This window comes from Rhizobium sp. BK312, from assembly GCF_014193605.1.
Taxonomy (GTDB): Bacteria; Pseudomonadota; Alphaproteobacteria; order Rhizobiales; family Rhizobiaceae; genus Rhizobium.
The window spans coordinates 286,012-303,439 of sequence record NZ_JACHZP010000007.1 but is presented as its reverse complement, the minus strand read 5'-3'; the positions used below and the strand labels follow the sequence as shown (position 1 = coordinate 303,439).

Annotated in this window: 18 protein-coding genes; 6 read left to right on the top strand and 12 right to left on the bottom strand. The window is 59.7% G+C overall.

Annotated elements, in window-relative coordinates; translation table 11 throughout:
* Nucleotides 1-51: 51 nt before the first annotated feature.
* The 6 genes from FHT85_RS21265 to FHT85_RS21240 are packed head-to-tail and all read right to left on the bottom strand — an operon-like array spanning nt 52 to nt 6,421.
* Nucleotides 52-1,071 (bottom strand): phosphotransferase, encoded by a 1,020-nt coding sequence (locus FHT85_RS21265; RefSeq protein WP_112398504.1) that lies wholly within the window; start codon nt 1,069-1,071, stop codon nt 52-54.
* Nucleotides 1,072-1,076: 5 nt separating this feature from the next.
* Nucleotides 1,077-2,360, bottom strand: coding sequence for an aspartate aminotransferase family protein (locus FHT85_RS21260; RefSeq protein ID WP_112411241.1), 1,284 nt, complete (start codon nt 2,358-2,360; stop codon nt 1,077-1,079).
* Nucleotides 2,361-2,362: 2 nt separating this feature from the next.
* A complete protein-coding gene (locus tag FHT85_RS21255; RefSeq protein ID WP_112411242.1) occupies nt 2,363-3,718 on the bottom strand; it encodes an aspartate aminotransferase family protein in 1,356 nt (451 codons plus the stop codon).
* Nucleotides 3,719-3,735: 17 nt separating this feature from the next.
* The gene (locus FHT85_RS21250) at nt 3,736-4,386 is read right to left on the bottom strand and encodes an HAD family hydrolase (RefSeq protein WP_112398507.1); all 651 of its coding nucleotides are present in this window, start codon (nt 4,384-4,386) and stop codon (nt 3,736-3,738) included.
* Nucleotides 4,383-5,636, bottom strand: a complete 1,254-nt coding sequence (locus FHT85_RS21245) for a Tm-1-like ATP-binding domain-containing protein (RefSeq protein ID WP_112411243.1) — start codon at nt 5,634-5,636, stop codon at nt 4,383-4,385. The genes FHT85_RS21250 and FHT85_RS21245 overlap by 4 nt, the downstream gene beginning before the upstream one ends.
* A complete protein-coding gene (locus FHT85_RS21240) occupies nt 5,636-6,421 on the bottom strand; it encodes an IclR family transcriptional regulator (RefSeq protein WP_112411244.1) in 786 nt (261 codons plus the stop codon). The genes FHT85_RS21245 and FHT85_RS21240 overlap by 1 nt, the downstream gene beginning before the upstream one ends.
* Before the next feature lie 318 nt (nt 6,422-6,739).
* On the opposite strand from FHT85_RS21240, the gene FHT85_RS21235 reads away from it, so the two are divergent.
* Nucleotides 6,740-8,194 carry an APC family permease gene (locus FHT85_RS21235; RefSeq protein ID WP_112411245.1) on the top strand — a complete coding sequence of 485 codons (1,455 nt, stop codon included), beginning with the start codon at nt 6,740-6,742 and terminating at the stop codon, nt 8,192-8,194.
* A gap of 57 nt (nt 8,195-8,251) precedes the next feature.
* The gene (locus FHT85_RS21230) at nt 8,252-9,730 is read left to right on the top strand and encodes an aldehyde dehydrogenase (RefSeq protein ID WP_112411246.1); all 1,479 of its coding nucleotides are present in this window, start codon (nt 8,252-8,254) and stop codon (nt 9,728-9,730) included.
* Between the two features lie 85 nt (nt 9,731-9,815).
* Here FHT85_RS21230 and FHT85_RS21225 read toward each other — a convergent pair whose 3' ends face one another.
* Complete coding sequence (locus tag FHT85_RS21225) at nt 9,816-10,328, bottom strand: flavin reductase (protein WP_112411247.1); 513 nt, start codon at nt 10,326-10,328, stop codon at nt 9,816-9,818.
* A gap of 10 nt (nt 10,329-10,338) precedes the next feature.
* Nucleotides 10,339-11,901, bottom strand: a complete 1,563-nt coding sequence (locus tag FHT85_RS21220) for a 4-hydroxyphenylacetate 3-hydroxylase N-terminal domain-containing protein (RefSeq protein ID WP_112411248.1) — start codon at nt 11,899-11,901, stop codon at nt 10,339-10,341.
* 95 nt (nt 11,902-11,996) lie between these two features.
* On the opposite strand from FHT85_RS21220, the gene FHT85_RS21215 reads away from it, so the two are divergent.
* Nucleotides 11,997-12,890, top strand: coding sequence for a helix-turn-helix domain-containing protein (locus tag FHT85_RS21215; protein ID WP_112411249.1), 894 nt, complete (start codon nt 11,997-11,999; stop codon nt 12,888-12,890).
* 42 nt (nt 12,891-12,932) lie between these two features.
* Here the strand turns inward: FHT85_RS21215 and FHT85_RS21210 are convergent, their stop codons facing one another.
* Complete coding sequence (locus FHT85_RS21210) at nt 12,933-13,760, bottom strand: AraC family transcriptional regulator (protein ID WP_183774294.1); 828 nt, start codon at nt 13,758-13,760, stop codon at nt 12,933-12,935.
* Nucleotides 13,761-13,857: 97 nt separating this feature from the next.
* Here FHT85_RS21210 and FHT85_RS21205 point away from each other — a divergent pair, with 97 nt between their 5' ends.
* Nucleotides 13,858-14,787, top strand: coding sequence for a phytanoyl-CoA dioxygenase family protein (locus FHT85_RS21205; RefSeq protein WP_183774292.1), 930 nt, complete (start codon nt 13,858-13,860; stop codon nt 14,785-14,787).
* A 28-nt stretch (nt 14,788-14,815) separates the two neighbouring features.
* Here the strand turns inward: FHT85_RS21205 and FHT85_RS21200 are convergent, their stop codons facing one another.
* Nucleotides 14,816-15,421, bottom strand: a complete 606-nt coding sequence (locus FHT85_RS21200; protein ID WP_210293794.1) for a putative nucleotide-diphospho-sugar transferase — start codon at nt 15,419-15,421, stop codon at nt 14,816-14,818.
* A 344-nt stretch (nt 15,422-15,765) separates the two neighbouring features.
* Between FHT85_RS21200 and FHT85_RS21195 the strand changes: the two genes are divergently transcribed.
* Nucleotides 15,766-15,933, top strand: a complete 168-nt coding sequence (locus tag FHT85_RS21195; protein ID WP_181476268.1) for a hypothetical protein — start codon at nt 15,766-15,768, stop codon at nt 15,931-15,933.
* A gap of 229 nt (nt 15,934-16,162) precedes the next feature.
* Nucleotides 16,163-16,387, top strand: coding sequence for a hypothetical protein (locus FHT85_RS21190; RefSeq protein ID WP_112411251.1), 225 nt, complete (start codon nt 16,163-16,165; stop codon nt 16,385-16,387).
* Nucleotides 16,388-16,461: 74 nt separating this feature from the next.
* Here the strand turns inward: FHT85_RS21190 and FHT85_RS21185 are convergent, their stop codons facing one another.
* The gene (locus FHT85_RS21185) at nt 16,462-16,941 is read right to left on the bottom strand and encodes a pyridoxamine 5'-phosphate oxidase family protein (RefSeq protein WP_112411252.1); all 480 of its coding nucleotides are present in this window, start codon (nt 16,939-16,941) and stop codon (nt 16,462-16,464) included.
* Between the two features lie 62 nt (nt 16,942-17,003).
* Nucleotides 17,004-17,270 carry a hypothetical protein gene (locus FHT85_RS21180; RefSeq protein ID WP_246780049.1) on the bottom strand — a complete coding sequence of 89 codons (267 nt, stop codon included), beginning with the start codon at nt 17,268-17,270 and terminating at the stop codon, nt 17,004-17,006.
* Nucleotides 17,271-17,428 lie beyond the last annotated feature (158 nt).

Below are 17,428 nucleotides of genomic sequence, written 5' to 3'. Positions count from 1 at the left end.
GTCCTCCCGAGACTTTAATTACTTAACACGTTAATAAATATCTCGCGGATGTCAAGCGACAAAGTCGAGCTGTCTTGCCATCTCCAGACTTTCATGGACGTAACGCGACAGACGTTCGACATTGTCCGGAATTTCCGGACGTTCCGCGAGCCATCCAATATATGTAAGGCTCCTCAGCACCATGAATAGGGGCAGGGCCGCCAGAGCCGCTTCGGAGAGTGCTCGCCGGCTGCGATAGCCTGATATCAGCGCTTGCTCGATCACCGGATAGGCGGGTTCGTTGCGGTTCTTGAGCAGGGTGGTCGCAAGATCGAACAGGCGGAAGCCGTGTCCCGCATCGTCGAAATCGATGAAGGCGACATTGCTGTCGGTTCCCGTCAGAAAGATGTTTTCTCGCACGAGATCGGCATGGATCAGCCCATAGTCGAGGCTTTGGCTATCCGCGTTCGCGAGCAGTCGGCGCAGCTGGTGGCGCAATGCCGAGAGGGCGATAGTGCTCTCGGGTGAAAGGCCCCGACAATCCCAGAAGCGGCCCCAGAGCGGCGTTTCGCCGACCAGCCCATCGATGTCCCAAACCGGGCGGCGAAAATGTTCCGGTGGTTCCCACACATCGGCAAGCTCGTGCATGATGGCCATGTTTTGCCCGATGCGGAAGAAGATTGCTTCCTGCATCTCGATAGACTGCGACAGAGGCACGCCGCTTTGGCCAAGGGGAATGCCGTCGATCCAGCTCACCACATCGGCATATTGTGCAGGAAAATGCCCGTTAGCCGCCAAGAGGACGAGACTTTGCCTGTTCCTTGTCGGAACGGGGCTCGGGACATCGAGGCCGCCGAGCTTGAGGGCGGCTATGAAATGCAGCTCCGAGCGCAGGCTCGTCTCGTCATGGTAGCCTGGCCGATGCAGCCGGAGCGCGGCGAACTGACCGTCTTCCAGCGTAATGCGGAAGACGGCATTCTCGCGATATTTCATCAGAACCGGTTCGCGAGCCCGCACAGGCCAATGATCGAGTGCCTCTAGCGCACGTTTCTGTAGCGCATCGCGGGTGGTTTGTGGCAACGGATCGGCCATATTGCCTACACCCCTGACAATACGTCGTCAAAAATCGACAACATGAAGTCGGCATTATCCCTGGTGAACGGCATGGGCGGGCGGATCTTCGTGGCGCATTGATGAATGCCGATCTTGCCCATCAGCACGCCGCGCTCGCGCATGGCGTTGACGATGCGGGTTGCCTCAGCAGTCGCCGGCTCCTTCGTCTGCTTGTCGAGTACGAATTCCGCACCCATGAAGAGGCCGCTACCGCGTACATCGCCGATGATCGCGTGCTTCTCGGCCAGCCGCTTGAAGGCATCGCGCGTATACTCGCCGACATTGCGGGCATTTTCGATGAGGTTCTCGTCGTCGATGACGTCGAGCACGGCCATGGCTGCCGCGCAGGAGACTGGATTGCCGCCAAAGGTATTGAAATAGCGGAACGCCTTGCGGAAGGCATTTATCGTGTCGACATTGGCGATGACGCCGCCCACCGGATGCCCGTTCGCCATCGGCTTGCCGAGTGTCACGATATCCGGAACGATGCCGGCGCGCTGATGGCCCCACATGTGCGAGCCTGTGCGGCCAAAGCCGGGCTGTACTTCGTCGGTAATGACAAGGCCGCCGGCCTTGCGGACAGCAGCAACCGTTTTGTCGAGAAAGCCCCGCGGCAGATCCGGAAAGCCTTCATTGGCGAAGAACGGATCGATGATGATGGCCGAAAAGCCATGCGGGGTATCCTCCAGCGAGGCGATCGCTTTTTCGACTTCTGCCGCGAAGGCCGTGGCAAAGGCATCTCCGCCTTCACCGCCGAGTGGACGATAGCTGTCCGGCGCGGGCACGTGCCGGACATGGCCGCCGAAGCCGCCGACCGGCGGCATGCGGGTCGACAGCTGCGACACTGCCGCCGTGTTGCCGTGATAGGTGTGGTTCGTGGCGATGACGCCGGTTTTGCCGGTTATCGCCTGCGCCATGCGCAGGGCCACGTCGTTTGCCTCGCTACCGGTACAGGTCAGGATCGCGGCATTCAGGCTCTTGTCGAAGGTTGCCGTCAGCCGCTCCACATAGTCGAGAATGCCTTCATGCAGATAGCGCGTATGCGTGTTCAACATCGAGGCCTGCCGCGCGATCGCCTCGACCACGCGCGGATGACAATGGCCGACATGCGGCACATTGTTGTAGCAATCGAGATACTTACGCCCGTCGGCATCCCAGAGCCAGACGCCTTCGCCGCGCACGAGATGCACCGGCTCGTCATAGAAGAGCGACATGTTCCGGCCCAAAAGCCGTTCGCGGCGCGCGATGAGGGTTGCATTGTCGGACATGATCAGCCCTTTGCAGCGGTGAGGCCGGCATCGAGCGCGGTCAGGATCGTCTGGACATTCGCAGCCGTCACGATCAGCGGCGGTGACAGGATGACATTGGCACCGGAGGTGCGGACCATCACGCCGGCATCATAAGTCGCGTCATGGACTTTCTGGACGGTATCCTTGGCAGCCGCGCTCTTCTTCGCCCGGTCACTGACGAGCTCGAGGGCGCACATCAGGCCCTTGCCTCTGATGTCACCAACCAGTTCATGCTTTTCCTGCAGCCTCTTCAGTCCGGCAAGCAGTTCTTCACCGCGGGCAGCGGCATTGGCGGCGACGTCGAGCCGTTTGGTTTCTTTCAGTGTCGCAAGCGCTGCAGCCGCACCGACCGGGTGGCCGGAATAGGTGTAGCCGTGGCCGATATTGCCAAAAGAGTTCTTGTGGCTCTCGAATGCCTCGGCGACCTTGTCGGAAATCATCACGGCGCCAAAGGGGAAATAGCCATTGGTGATCGCCTTGGCCGTCGACATCATATCTGGCTTGACGCCCCAGAGGCGCGATCCGGTCCAGGCGCCTGTGCGGCCGAAAGCGGTGATCACCTCGTCGGCGATCAAAAGGATGCCGTGCCGGTCACAGATCTCGCGCATCAGCGGCAGGAAGGTTTCGTGCGGGACAATGACGCCGCCGGCGCCGAGTACCGGCTCGACGATCAGGGCTGCGATCGTATCGGCGCCCTGGAAAGCGATCTCTTCCTCGAAGAGCCTGCCAATGGCAGCCGCGATCTCCGCGCCATCGGTGGTGTTGAAAGGGTTGCGATAAGGGAATGGCGCGGGGAGGTGGAAGACGCCCGGAAGCAATGGCTCATAGTTGCGGCGAAAGTTCTGGTTGCCGTTGACCGAGGCGCCACCGAAATGCGTGCCGTGATAACCTTTCTTCAGCGCGACGAATTTGGTGCGCTCGGGCTGGCCGTTGACCTTGTGGAATTGGCGAGCCAGCCGCAGGCAGGTCTCGACCGAGTCCGAACCGCCAGAGGTGAAGAAGGAGCGGCTGAGGCCATCCGGCTTGAACCATTCGGCAAGCTCGTAGGACAGTTCGATCAGCGGCGAATTCGTCGTGCCGCGGAAGGTCGAATAATAGGGCAGTTCGTCGAGTTGATCGCGGATCGCCTTCTTTACCGGCTCGCAGGAATAGCCGAGATTGACGTTCCAGAGGCCGCCGACTGCGTCCAGTACCTTCCTGCCCTGGATGTCGACGATCTCAACGCCTTCGCCGGAGTTGATGATGCGCGGCGGGTTGGCCTGCATCTCGGCCGGATGGGCCATCGGATGCCACAGATGGCGTGCATTGTTTTCGATGATGAAATTGGTCTCACGCATGTCAAATTCCTCTTGGTTCAGAGCCCCAGCATGGCAAGTGCGCGGGCATAGCTTTCGGCAGGGCGGGTCATGTCGAAATGCACGTGAGGCAGGTTCACGGCTTCGGCACCCTCGATGTTCTTCTTCTGGTCGTCGACGAAAACGCAGACCTCGCGCGGCAAGTTAAGCTCGGCAAGAACGAGCTCGTAGGCACGGGGATCGGGCTTCAGGATCTTCGTGTAGGTGGCGTCGACGATAACGTCGAAAAGCTCGATGAGGGGAAAACGCTGTCGAAACTCGACGCCATAGAAAAGGTCGAGTTCGTTCGACAGGATCGCCAGCTTCAGGCCGGCCTCCTTGGTGCGCAGGATGGCCTCGCGAGCTTCCGGGCGCAGGACAAGCTCCGGCTCGGCGCCGCGCGCCCGGCGCACGAAGGTCTGCATATCGGTCCAGTTTTCGCCGACCATCTTGCCGACTTCGCCCGCGCGCGTCAGCCAATAGTCGCGTTCAGTGATCTCGCGGTTCTGCATTGCGACCCAGAGCGGGTCCGTCGCCGTGTCGAAAGGGCCGAGCCAGGTCAGCGACCCCTTCGGAAGGCCAAGCGTGCGCTCGGTGATGTCATGGGTTTCGAACAGCGTGCGGGTGACGACGCCGCCGAAGTCGAGGATAAGCGCGCGGTCCCGCGTCATGGCCGTCCCTCCGGAATGACGCCTTCGGCAACCCATCGATCGAAGATGGCAAGGGCAGCAGCCGAGAAGGCCGGCGCGTTGATGTGAGCATCGACCTCCTGCAGGGTGACGCTGGGCGGAACGGCGCGGCGCATTTCATCGAAGAAGGCGTCAAGACCTTCCGGATCATGCAAGGGTTCATCCGGCTTGTCCCATTCCTGCAAGCCTTCAGTCGGCAGAAGGAAGGCGACCTTCGCTTCGGCGCGTCGCAGTTTTTCTCCGATCACACGGGCAACTTCCCGCCGCCCTTCCGGCGATATCGTTACCGACCCGATCAGCCGGTTATGGGCGTGATACGGGCGATCCACAAAGACCTCTGGCAGGGCTTGCCATGCCTGAAGATCGACCATGTCGACCGCACCGGGGGCTACGATCTGCGGAGTGCCGGTGCGTCCTGCATTTTCGAGCCGGTCCGGCCCGGAGGTGACGACGCTGCTATAATGATGATTGCTGACTTCCTGGATGCAGAAGTCGAAGACTGCGGCAAAGTCACCTTTCGCGGCAATCGCTTCATAGGCGCGGCCACCCATGCCGGTGGAATGGAATACGGCGACGTCGTAGCCGCGCTTTTCCAACTCGGGCCGCAGATACTTCATATATTTCAGACAGGAGGAGCCAAGTGAGGTCATTCCGACGAGCGGTCGCTCGCGATTGGGCTTGGTGCCGTGCTTTGCAGCGCCGACGACCGCGCCGCACGCCTGGGAGAGCACGGAGCGGCAAATGCTGTTGAGCCCGTAAAGACCACCCGCCCACAGGATCATCATCAGGTCGGGCGCAATGCGTTCCGGCGGGATGAGGTGAGAATAGGCAATGGTCGAGACCACGAATTTCGGCACGCCGAGCGGCAGAACGGCGGCGACATCGAGCGCCAGATCCGTGCCCATGGAGCCGCCGAGCACGATGACTCCATCCACCAGCCCATCTTCGTAAAGGCGCAGGCTCAACGCCGCTGCACCCTTCGCCATCGCGGCCATGGCGCTGTTTTCGTCGCCGCTTTCGGTAATGGCTTCGATTGTCGTTGCGGCGGCCTTCGCGATGTCATGCTTGGAATATTCAGGGCTGTAAGGTGGATCGCCGAGAATGCTGACATCCATCATGGCCGGCTGGCCGCCGGCTTGCCTGATGGCGGATGCCATGAATTGCAGTTCGTCGCATTTGGTGTCACCGGTTCCGATGACGAGTATCCGTGGTGAGGGAGCCTCCGGGCTCATCAATCCGTCCTCCTGAGTTTCGCAATGGTTCCCGTGGGTCTTTCCGACCCGTAATATTTTTCTGCGATGGCGTTGGCTGCGTTGGCGGCCTGAGCGCCGAATTCGTGGATGGCAGCCTTGTCGGTGCGGGAGAGCGGAGCGGCGATAGCCACGCAACCAATCGGGCGGCCGCTAGGCGTGCGCACCGGCGCGGCGGTGCTGATGACGCCGGCCTCCAGGCCTTGGTCAATGACCGAAAAGCCCCGTGCTGCGGTTTCATCGAGCATCCGACGCAGCAATTGGGGATCGGTGACGGTGTAATCGGTGAATTTTTCGAGCGGCCTTTTAAGCGCTTCGTCGATTTCTATCCGTGGACAGAAGGCCAGAAAGGCGAGGCCTGAAGCTGTCGCATGAAAGGGCAAGAGGCTGCCGACATCGACGATGATGCGGTGCGCACGCGGTGAATCCTCCACGTGAATGGTCGAGAGTTGCCCACCTGAAAACTCCGAGAGATGAACGGTCTCGGTCGACGATTCGGTAAGCGCCTTGATGAAAGGAATTGCGACCCGCAGGAAGGGAAAGCGGGCTTCCCTGATGCGGGCGAGACGAACCGGTGCCGAGCCGATGCGGTAACGGCGCGTATCTGGATCCTGCTCGACGAAGCCGTGTTTTTCCAGCTCCACCAGAAAGCGTCGCGCCGTCGCCTTGTCCAGCGCGCACAGGCGGGCGATGTCGGTCAGACCCGCCTCCTTGTCCAGCCGTGACAGGGTATCCAGCAATGCCAGCGCCTTTCCGATCGTGCTCATCATTCCTCCTCTTGGGTTGGTCAGGTTCTGATTCCGTGCGTCCAGCCTCGGCTTCCCGTCAAATCAGCTTGCTGACCCTGCGCCGCCGCACGATAGCAACGACCCAAGATACTTAACATGCGAAATAACTTGACAGAGGCCAGCAATGTTTGCAAGTCTATATTTGAAGCTGAGGTTCAAATAATGAACCATAGGCGCTGACGGCGGTAAAATCAACAAAAGCATAAGCCCCGCTCGTCAGTCCGGTTTTTGGTGGAGGTCGCACGCGTGCAATCGCGGCGATGATCGGATGTTTTTAAACAAGGGGAACGAACGCAGATGAACACGCAAAATTCGCAAGGTGCCGCTGAAAACCAGCTGCGCAAGAACAGTCTCGGCGTCGGTGCCGTGACCTTCCTCGTCGTTTCGGCTGCCGCACCGCTGACGGCGGTTGCCGGCGGCGTTCCGCTTTCGATGATGCTCGGCAACGGGCCGGGCATTCCGCTGACCTTCCTGCTGGTGACAGGCATTCTGCTGCTGTTTGCAGTCGGTTACGTCGCCATGGCCCGCCATATAAGAAATGCCGGCGCTTTCTACGCCTACACCGCGCAGGGCCTTGGCGGCCTCATGGGTGGTGCCGCAGCCTTGATCGCTATTCTCGCCTACAATGCGATGCAGGTCGGCGTTCTCGGGCTTTTCGGTGCGGCGACAAAGGGCTTCTTTGCCGAACAACTCGGTCTCGATCTTCCCTGGTGGTTCTGGAGCTTCATCGGCATCGCCTTCGTCGCCGTCTTCGGCTACCGCCGCGTTGATCTTTCTGCCAAGGTGCTGACGGTGCTCGTCATTCTCGAATATCTCGTCGTGTTCGTCATCGACGCTGCAATCTTCGCCAAGGGAGGCGATGCGGGCCTCTCCGCTGCACCTTTCGCGCCAACTGCCTTCTGGAGCGGAACGCCAGCGATCGGCCTCCTGTTCTGCTTCGCCGCCTTCATCGGTTTCGAAGCGACGACCATTTACAGCGAAGAGGCCCGCGAGCCGGAAAAGACCGTACCGCGCGCGACCTATATTTCCGTCATCATCATCGGCCTCTTCTATATGCTGACCTCTTGGCTGATGGTAATCGGTGCCGGCGTCGATAAGCTTGTTCCGGCGCTGCAGGGCCTCGCCGATCCGACAACCTTTCTCTTCGGCCTTGCCGAGCGCTATGTCGGCCACTGGATTACCGTCGTGATGAGCGTGCTCTTCATCACCAGCCTGTTTGCTGGCATCCTCGCGTTCCACAACGGCGTGGCGCGCTACATGTATGTCGCCGGCCGCGAAGGCCTGCTGCCGAAGTCGGTCGGCGTGACGCATCCGGTCTTTCAGAGCCCCCATGTCGGGTCGATCATTCAGACCGTCATTGCCGTGCTCGTCGTCGGGCTCTTTGCGGTAACGGGTCAGGATCCGGTGCTGGCACTCTTCTCCTGGCTCACCAATGTCGCAACGCTGGCGATCATCCTGCTGATGGCCTTCACCGCCTTCTCGATCGTGGTGTTCTTTAGCCGCAATCCGGGGCTTGAGCGCAATGCGCTTGTTATCAAGGTGCTTCCGATCGTGACGGGTCTGATCCTCTTGACGCTTGTCTATTATATCTCGGCGAATTTCGGCGCGATTGCCGGCGCCAATGGCGTGCTTGCGGTGGTCTTGCCGGGCCTGGTGCTGATTGCCGGCATCATCGGTTTCATCGCGGCGGCTCGCCTGAAATCGGCCGATGCGGCAAGCTATGCCCGCCTCGGTGCCGGCCAGGAAGCCTGAACCAGTTCCAATCGTGGTGGCGGGCAAGCCCCGCCACCCTCTCTGTGAGACAATGAGATGCAGGAAAAGATCGACCAGCTCCGGACATTATCCGTTTCGCCCCAGACGTTGTTCATCGGAGACGCCTGGCGCCAACCGATCAGCGGCGCAACGATGGACGTCATATCGCCGATCGACGGAACAAAGCTGACCACGATTGCCGATGCCGGCACTCAGGACGTCGATCTGGCCGTCAAGGCTGCGCGCCATGCCTTCGAAAAGGGTAGCTGGTCGAAGGCGGCACCGGCCGAACGCAAGAAGGTGCTGCTGAAAATTGCCGAACTGATCGAGAAGAATGCGCTCGAGCTCGCCGTCCTCGGGGTACGCGACAACGGCACGGAAATCTCGATGGTGCTGAAGGCCGAGCCTGGCAGCGCCGCCGGCACATTCCGTTACTATGCCGAGGCGATCGACAAGGTCTATGGCGAAATCGCTCCGACGGCTGAGAACATACTCGGGCTCATCCATCGCGAAGCTATCGGTGTCGTTGCCGCCATCGTGCCGTGGAACTTCCCGATGATGATTGGCGCCTGGAAGATTGCGCCGGCGCTCGCCGCGGGCAATTCCGTCGTGCTGAAGCCCGCCGAAGGCGCGTCGCTGACGCTGCTGAGGCTTGCCGAAATTTGCGCCGAAGCCGGATTGCCCGAAGGCGTGCTCAACGTCGTGACCGGTCGCGGTGCGGTGTGCGGCGAAGCATTAGGACTGCACATGGATATCGATGTGCTGGCCTTCACCGGTTCCGGCCCCGTCGGGCGGCGGCTCTTGGAATATTCGGCACGCTCCAACCTGAAGCGCGTCTATCTGGAACTGGGCGGCAAGTCCCCGAACATCGTCTTTGCCGATGCGCCCGATCTCGATCAGGCGGCCAAGGTTTCTGCCTATGGCATTTTTCGCAATTCCGGCCAGGTCTGTGTCGCCGGCTCTCGGCTGCTTTTGGAGAAATCGATCCATGAGGCCTTTTCCGAGAAAGTCATCCGCATCGCCGAGGCCATGAAGGTCGGAGATCCACTGCAGTTGATGACCGACGTAGGGGCCATTTCCAGCGAGATCCAGCTGAAGAAGGATCTTGGCTACGTCTCGCAGGCACTATCGGAGGGTGCATCGCTGCGCACCGGTGGTTCGCGTATTCTTGAGGAGACCGGCGGTTATTACATGCGGCCGACCGTATTCGACGTGACGCCGTCGATGACCCTGGCACGCGAAGAGGTCTTCGGCCCGATCCTGTCGATCATCTCCTTCCAAACGGAAGCGGAAGCACTTGAGATCGCCAATAGCACGGAATATGGCCTTGCCTCCGCCGTCTGGACCTCGAACCTGTCGCGCGCCCATCGGATGGTGCGGGGAATCCGCGCCGGCGTCGTGCATGTCAACACTTATGGCGGCGCCGATAACAGCGTGCCGCTTGGCGGCGTCAGGCAATCGGGTAACGGACACGACAAGTCGTTGCATGCGCTCGACAAATACGTCGATCTGAAGACGGCATGGATCCAGCTCTAACAGCTATTTTCACATGCAAACAGGGTGCCGCCTCGTCGCCGGCACCCTGCTTTATTTCCACGATCGCCAGCCATCCATGCGGCTCCTAGCCGCCGAAGCTGCCCGTCTGGGTCGGCACATGCACATAGTTGCGGTCGAAATAGAGTAGCGCATGCCCGTCCTTGCGGCTGCGGATATCCATGACTTCACCGATGAAGATATGGTGCGTGCCGACCAGGCGCGCTTCGGTCAGGCGGCAATCGAAGGAGACGATGGCATCGGAAAGTGCGTGGCTACCGGAACGAAAGTTGATCCATTCCGCCGCGGCGTAGCGCTCCTCCATGTCGGCGCGCTGGCCAGCGAAATAGCCGGCCAGTTCCTTGTGCTCCTGCGTCAGGACATTGACGCAGAAGCGGCGGTTTTCGAGGAAGAGGGCGGTCTGCGCCGAGCGACTGTTCATGCAGACCAGCAGCGTCGGCGGTTCGTCGGTGACGCTGCACATGGCGGTCGCAGTAAAGCCGCCGCGGCCGGCAGGGCCGTTGGTGGTGATGACGTTCACCGGAGCGCAGACCCGAGCCATGGCGTTGCGGAATTCGGTTTTCGAGAGTTGCTCCTCCATGGCAACATCCTCACTCGGCGGCGTTGCGGGCAGGGGAGGTATCACCCAGCGGCGGCAGCCACGTATCTCCGGTCCAGCCGTTTTCGTCGTAATCGCTCATGCACTGATCGACGAGCGCTTCCATCTCCTTCAACCGGCCACCACGCTCGGCGCCCTTTAGCACCTGCAGGCGAACTTCCTCCGGCGCGCCGGCATAGTTGAGTTCGTAAAGGGCGTGGCGTCCGCCGAATTCGGTGCCTGTGGCGTCCCAGAGCAGCTTCATGATCTTGATGCGCTCGATATGACCCATGTCGTTGGAACCGCGCACATATTGCGCGAGGTAGCGGTCGATCTCCGGATTGCCGAAGTCCTTGGCCGAGGAGGGTAGATAGATCAGTCCCGAAGCGATGACCCTGCGCACCGTCTCGATGACGCGCGGATAGGCCTCCGACATGAAGGTGCGATAGGAAAGGGCTGCTTCCATGTTCGGCAATACAGCGCCATTGGCCCAAGGTTGCGGATTATAGGCCATGGCGTTGGAAAACGACCAGAACATGTGGCGAAGCGCGATGATTTCGCCAAGCGCCGCCTGATTGCCGCGGAAGGCATCGCCGCCGGTCGCGCGCAGCGCCTTGGCGAGCAGCCCAGCGATGAAGTCGAGCTTCACGGCGAAACGAGTGCACCCCTGGAAGCAATAGCCATGCATGAAGCCCGAGGCCGGGTGGAAGGAGAGGATCTTTGCCGCGTCGCGCAGCACGAGCACGTCCTCCCAGGGCACGAAGACATTATCAAGCACGAGGATCGCGTCGTTCTCGTCAAAGCGAGAAGACAGCGGATAGTCGAAGGGATGTCCCACGGTATTGGCAGTCTGCTCGTAGGAGACGCGGCAGAACATCTTAATGCCAGGCGCATTCATCGGAACGATGAACATGACCGACAGAGACGGGTCTTCCGTGACGGTCGCCGAGCTCTGGGCAAGGAAATTATAGTGGGTCAACGCCGAAGACGTCGCTACCACCTTGGCACCGGAGACGTAGATGCCGGCATCGGTTTCCTTGGTAATGTGGACGAAAACGTCCTTAATGGCATCGGCAGGCTTGTGACGGTCGATCGGCGGATTGACGATCGCGTGGTTCATGAAGAGCACGGATTCCTGCGCCCGCTTATGCCAGGAAAGCGCGTTCTCCTTAAACGGCCCATACCAGTCGGCATTGGCGCCGAGCGTATTCATGAGGGCCGCCTTGTAATCGGCGGTACGGCCCATCCAGCCATAGGACATGCGCGCCCAATCGGCGATGGCGCCTTGCTGGGCGACAAGCTCGGCGGAGGATTTCGCCACCCGGAAGTATTTGTGGGTATAGCCGCCTGAACCGGTATCGGTCGGGGATGTCAGACGATCCTTGGTCTTTTCGTCGTGCAGCGCGTCGTACATGCGGGCGAGCGAGCGGACGGAGTTGCGCATGGCTGGATGCGCAGTCACATCGGCGATGCGCTCGCCATTGATATAGACTTCGCGGCCGTCGCGCAGGCTTTCCAGATATTCGGCGCCGGTAAATGGGCGGGTCTTGTCGCTGCGGTGATCTTCAGCTCGCATCTCGTATTCCTCCCTTGAGATCATGAGCAATGCTACGTCGGGCGCGCCGGTCCGGCCATGGACAAAGGGGGCAATTCGCTGGTACTTTTTCCGGCATGTCGCAGAAGAACGAGATTCCGAATTTCTTTGTCTATGGCGTGCCGAGCCGGGCGCTCGATGTCGGATTCCTGCATGTGGAAACGGTCATGGACCGAAAAACGCTGCATTTCGGGCATGTGGCGCCGCACAAACATCCGCTGATGGGCCAAATCACCTATTGGTACAAGGGGGGCGGGCGCTACCGGGTCGAGGACCAAACTTGGAATTTTTCCGCTCCGACGATCAGCTTCGTGCCGAGTAACATCATTCATGGATTCGATGTCGATGATCAGTCCGATGCCATCGTCCTTTCGATATCGGACGATACCTTAAAGGCTTTGGCACCCCAGGTGGATCTAAGCCTTGACGTGCCGACCTTTCTGACAGCGCGGCCGGACGATCCTTGCTGGCAAAAGATCGATACGCTGCTGCAGATGGTGAGTGCGGAATATCGCGAGCGTAGCGGCCAGAGTGAAAAGGTCATGTTGGGCCTGATCGGCGTTGTACTGTCGCTGATGAGCCGGCTTGGCGGCAGCGCGGCGCTGCCTTCGGCTTCGCCGACCGTGGCGCTCGCGCTCGCGCTGCGCAGCGCCATCGACCGGCATTACAAGAGCGATTGGCCGGTCGGCAACTATGTCGACCTGCTCGCCACGACGCCGCATCTGCTCGATAAGGCGGCGCGCGAGGTGTTCGGGCACAGCGTCAAGGAGATGCTTTTGGACCGGCGGCTGCTGGAAGCCAAGCGTCTGCTGATGTTCACCATCCGCTCCGTCGAGGATATCGGCCGCGAGGTGGGCTTTGAAGATCCCGCCTATTTCTCGCGCTTTTTTCGCAAACGGGTGGGGGAGGCGCCGGCGGCCTGGCGGCGCCGGAATTTGGAGCGGGAGCCATCGGGTAACCATGCGGCGTAATAAGGCCCGGTCGTTGCGACGTGTTCGACCTATCTTGATCGATCAGCTTCGCCGATAGCGGGCGCGGAATTCGCGCGGCGTGCAGTTTTCGCGCTCATGGAATAGCCGGGAGAAGTAGAACGGATCATCGAATCCGACTTTTGAGGCGATGATCTCGATCTTGTCGTCCGTCATCGTTAGCAACTCCTTTGCACGGTCCATGCGTACGCGAAGCTGAAAACCCTTCGGCGGTAGCCCGACTTCCGTCGTGACTTTTCGGCGCAGTGTAGCGGGCGACATGCCGTATTCGGCTGCAAAAGCTGCCATGTCGAGGGCTTCTGTTGCTCTTTGGCGAAGCGCCTCAATAATTTCGCCGATATCTGAACCTTGCTGAGTGGAGGGAGTGGCCTGGCTCGCCTGCCGCGCAGCCAGAATGACGATCTGATGAAGAGCGGAGGCGGCAGCGGCTCTCGACAGGTTGGTATCCTCGATGAGATCGTCTGGGATCGTGCCGAACAGACGCTGTACGCTGTCGAGATTACGCAGGGTAATGAGCGGATTCTGCTCGCTGATGAGGCGAAGGCGCAGAAAGTCGCGCACGAGAGAGCCTTCGAAAAGCGCCCATCGTTCGCTCCAGCCTTGCGCATCGGGGCCGTACGAATGCTGGCGGTTCGGGAAGAGCCAGAAAAGCGCCGGGCCTTTCACGCTTCTGCGGCCGCCGGCATCCGTTTCGAAAAAGCCCTGGCCGCTCTCGACGAGAACCACCGCATAGCTCGGCAGCTTCCGCGCGGTGACGGCATGCATGGCGTGCTGCCTGCCGCTGCCAGTGACCGACAGTCCTCCGGCGGGTGCAAGTGGTGAGCGGTAGATGGCATGTGTTGCCGATTTCATGGTGAGCGAAAAGTCCAGTATCATTTTTGTCCATGTAGTGAACCATCGCTAATAGCTAGATTCAATGGGCAATCAATTCAAACCATAGGCGAGTGAAATGTCGATTCCCATGCAGAGCATTCTCTCCGACAAGAGTGCACTCAACCTTGTTGCCAATGGAAAGGCTCTCTCCACTGCGTCCCATCGGCTCGGTTATCTCACCCCGACCGATCCGAGCATCGGTGTCGAGGCAATCCGCCGGCTTTACGAGGAGAACGGCTATGTGTGGCTCAAGGGGTTTCTGCCGCGCAAGGACGTGATCGATTTTCGCGGCTGGGTCTTCGGTCACATGGCGAAGACAGGGCTGATCGAGGCGGGAACGGACCCGAGGGATGGCATATCCTCGGCTTTAGCGCCGGAAGGCCGGGATGTCGATCGTTGCCTGATGTCGCTCGTGCGCTCGGTCGCCTATGAGGGCTTTTGCGCCCAGCCGCGCCTTTCGCGCTTCATGGACGAATTCCTCTCGGGCATCTCTTATCTGCATAAGCGCAAGATCATGCGCCACGTCCGGCCGGGAACGACGACGGCGACACCGGCCCACTACGATCTGGTCTATCTTCGCGGCGGCACCAGCCGGATCGTCACCGCCTGGATACCGATCGGCGATATCCCCGTCGAAATGGGCGGGCTGACCTATTTGGAAGGATCGCATGTCATCGGTGCCCGAATGGAACGTGAGTTCAGCGAAAAGAACAAGGATCTCAGTCCTGAGGAACGCGTTAGCGCCTATAATCGAAACATGACGGAGGGTGGCTGGGTCTCGAAGGATCTGCCCGACATGGCGGAACGCTTCGATACGCGCTGGCTGGTCGCCGACTATGAGGCAGGCGACGTCATGCTCCATTCACCATTCATGATCCACGCCTCGACCACCAATCAGGACAGGCAGCACAGATTGCGCCTTTCCACCGACATTCGCTATCAGAACGTCGAGGATGAGATCGATGCCCGATGGAGCAACCACTGGACGCTCGGGGACATGCTGTGATTCAGATTTGATCCTGTTGCAGGCTCGTTCAAAGCGTGCCCCAATTGTCATCCTTTAGCACGCGTTCGATTTCCTCGACCCGATCGCGACGGCGCTTGAGCCGTTTGCCGATGCGGCCAAACCAGCGTTTGCGCTTGGTCGCCTCGCGGCTTGCCTGTAGCTGCTCGATGAAGACTTCGCCGACAGACCCATTTTCGAGCCGGTCGAATATCCAGCAGAAGGAGGCAGGCAATTTCGCCACCTTGAATTGCGGCTTCGCGCTTGTCGCATCCTCGGTGATGATTTCCTCCAGAACGACCTGATCCCAAACGTCGGGCTTGGCAAGACATCCTTCCCGCCAGCGCTCGATGAGTTGCGCCGCGCCAGGCGTATCGTTGATGAGAATGGTCGCGCTGATAAGGCGTTCATCGCCTTCATAATAGACGGCAATGTCGCATTCGAGCTTACGAAGCTCCGGCCAGGGATTGCGGTGGAAGACGGCGTCGACGTCGACATAGAGCAAAGGGCCGCGCAGCCTTGCTCTTTCCTGAAGCAGGAAACCTGGTTTCAACCCGGCATTCAATACCCAGCTGCCGGCGCTGGGCACTGCCGTTGCAGAGACCTTCAGCCCGATCCGCTCGGCCGAATGGGCCATACGCTCTTTTTCCTGTTCGTAAAAACTGCCCTCGGTAAAAAATGCCACAATCGGGCCGTCGGCGTTGGTTGCCTTGGATGTGCGTTCGGCCAGATCCCGTTTGGCTGGGAAGGGGACAATCAATGCGCGCTGCTGCGGACTCCAGGGGCGAATTTTATTGAGGATATTCAAGAAGGCACCTTCGGGTTTGTAAGCTTCAATCGATATCCGCCACCTTGAAAGCGTTGCGGACGAGATTGAGAGTTTGGATGAATGGGCATTTTGGCTGGCCGATGGCGGAAACGTCACATCGCTGGCGTTCGTACCGGATTGGCAAACCGTTTGATCTTCGCTAATCGATTGTCATGTCCGATAATGTCATCAAGTTTGAACGTCGTCCGAAGCCGAAACCGCCGAAACAAACGCCTCCCTGGCTCAAGCGTTTGTTGGCGATACTGGCCATCATTGCGTTTTTCGTAGCAGCCTTTGCTTATTTCACGCTGAAGAGCGGCGCAGCCGGCCCAACATTCTGAGCAGTTCAAGACCGCTCCCCTTGCTTTTCGTAGAAAGCCGTTGAGCCTGGACACAGTTCATCTCGGCAAGATTTTCTTTTGCTGGAAATGAAGGTGTTTATCTAGATACTTCAATTATTTAACGGAAATACTTTGTGTCCCCGCAGCTTGGTTGCGGGTGGAAGTTCATCCTCGCGTTTCTATATTTCAAGGATGTTCATGGTCTGACAAACAGGAAGAGGAGCGGGACATGACATTGACCTCGCAAGACGTCACCGCCGTACTCGGCCCTGTCGACGAGACCCTTATCGCCGATATCGTTGCGACAAGCGCAACGCCGACGGACCTGTCCGAGGCATGGGCTTGGGTCAACAGCGATGAGGCTTTGATCGGCGAGGGCCGCCATCTGCCGGCCGGTAAGGTGGCTGCGCTGGTGGAGCTGCTTTCCGCCGACGACGAGGAATGGGAAGAGTAGCAATTGGCGTTTTCAAGGCCTGATGCTAGCCATGCCGCCGCCTATATGCGGCATGGCCGCAGGCTCTAATATTCCTAAAGCTCGACCTTCGCGTTGTCACCCATGTCAGGTCTCGAATTCGAGACCGCAGCCGCCGCCATCTTGATGTAGCTCATGATGCTGCCGGGGCTATCCCAGTATTCGGCGAAAACAGGCGTTACCTTCAAAACGCGGATCGAGGGATCGTCGGCACTGTCCCACCATGCCCTGGCGCCTGTAGACCAGAGATCCCTGACGCGTTCGCGGTCGTTGCCGACTTCAGCCGTCCCGGATATCGAGACATATTTTTGACCCCGGGTGTCGGCGAAGGCGAGGCAGACATTCGGCCAGCGCGCGATCTCCTCATCCTTGTGGCCCGCGACATCCGTCAGGAAATAAATCGCATTTTCGATCGGTTCGGGATGAGCGGCCATCGGCCGTGCGCGCAGGCTTCCGGATATTTGCGTGGTCAGCATGCAAAAGCCGATCTTGTCGACCAGTTCCCAAACGCGTGCGTTCTCGTCGATATCGGTCATAGCTGTCTCCTGGTTTCGATTGCAAAGAGAGGGAGTTGAGCTGAGATCATCCGATGAGGGGCCTATGGCTGCTCGCGAGTGCCCGGTGCAGCCTCACGCTGGTCCGCATCGTCAAGGTCGTTCTTTACGACGAAGGCGTCGCCATGCTGGCGGACAGCTTCTTTTTCCGCTTCGATATTGGGCATGTCGTCAGGAGCGCGCTCTTTGACGTGTTCCGACGCCGCATCGATCTCACCTTTGGTCTGGTCGGCGGGAACCGATCCGGCGCGATTGCGGGTGGCGTCATGCTCGGTCTTCGCGTTGCCATTGTCGCGTCGCATGTCTGTCATTTCGCTCATCCTGTTCGTCTGGTCCGCGAAGTCTCGCGTCATTTTTGAAAATGGCGCGGCAGAGAGCCTTCCGTGGTGCGGGGGCGACCGGCCATGTCGGTCAAACCGCGCGGCGCGCTCATTGTTCCGTACTCGCAAGGCAAACACCGATTTCCTTT

What these genes read in the sequence shown, in the direction of transcription:
- FHT85_RS21235 (WP_112411245.1), top strand. Translation starts at nt 6,740, where the DNA reads ATGAACACGCAAAATTCGCAAGGTGCCGCTGAAAACCAGCTGCGCAAG.
- FHT85_RS21180 (WP_246780049.1), bottom strand. Translation starts at nt 17,270, where the DNA reads ATGACAGACATGCGACGCGACAATGGCAACGCGAAGACCGAGCATGAC.
- FHT85_RS21195 (WP_181476268.1), top strand. Translation starts at nt 15,766, where the DNA reads ATGTCCGATAATGTCATCAAGTTTGAACGTCGTCCGAAGCCGAAACCG.
- FHT85_RS21200 (WP_210293794.1), bottom strand. Translation starts at nt 15,421, where the DNA reads ATGGCCCATTCGGCCGAGCGGATCGGGCTGAAGGTCTCTGCAACGGCA.
- FHT85_RS21205 (WP_183774292.1), top strand. Translation starts at nt 13,858, where the DNA reads ATGTCGATTCCCATGCAGAGCATTCTCTCCGACAAGAGTGCACTCAAC.
- FHT85_RS21210 (WP_183774294.1), bottom strand. Translation starts at nt 13,760, where the DNA reads ATGAAATCGGCAACACATGCCATCTACCGCTCACCACTTGCACCCGCC.
- FHT85_RS21240 (WP_112411244.1), bottom strand. Translation starts at nt 6,421, where the DNA reads ATGAGCACGATCGGAAAGGCGCTGGCATTGCTGGATACCCTGTCACGG.
- FHT85_RS21215 (WP_112411249.1), top strand. Translation starts at nt 11,997, where the DNA reads ATGTCGCAGAAGAACGAGATTCCGAATTTCTTTGTCTATGGCGTGCCG.
- FHT85_RS21190 (WP_112411251.1), top strand. Translation starts at nt 16,163, where the DNA reads ATGACATTGACCTCGCAAGACGTCACCGCCGTACTCGGCCCTGTCGAC.
- FHT85_RS21260 (WP_112411241.1), bottom strand. Translation starts at nt 2,360, where the DNA reads ATGTCCGACAATGCAACCCTCATCGCGCGCCGCGAACGGCTTTTGGGC.
- FHT85_RS21265 (WP_112398504.1), bottom strand. Translation starts at nt 1,071, where the DNA reads ATGGCCGATCCGTTGCCACAAACCACCCGCGATGCGCTACAGAAACGT.
- FHT85_RS21255 (WP_112411242.1), bottom strand. Translation starts at nt 3,718, where the DNA reads ATGCGTGAGACCAATTTCATCATCGAAAACAATGCACGCCATCTGTGG.
- FHT85_RS21230 (WP_112411246.1), top strand. Translation starts at nt 8,252, where the DNA reads ATGCAGGAAAAGATCGACCAGCTCCGGACATTATCCGTTTCGCCCCAG.
- FHT85_RS21185 (WP_112411252.1), bottom strand. Translation starts at nt 16,941, where the DNA reads ATGACCGATATCGACGAGAACGCACGCGTTTGGGAACTGGTCGACAAG.
- FHT85_RS21220 (WP_112411248.1), bottom strand. Translation starts at nt 11,901, where the DNA reads ATGCGAGCTGAAGATCACCGCAGCGACAAGACCCGCCCATTTACCGGC.
- FHT85_RS21250 (WP_112398507.1), bottom strand. Translation starts at nt 4,386, where the DNA reads ATGACGCGGGACCGCGCGCTTATCCTCGACTTCGGCGGCGTCGTCACC.
- FHT85_RS21225 (WP_112411247.1), bottom strand. Translation starts at nt 10,328, where the DNA reads ATGGAGGAGCAACTCTCGAAAACCGAATTCCGCAACGCCATGGCTCGG.
- FHT85_RS21245 (WP_112411243.1), bottom strand. Translation starts at nt 5,636, where the DNA reads ATGAGCCCGGAGGCTCCCTCACCACGGATACTCGTCATCGGAACCGGT.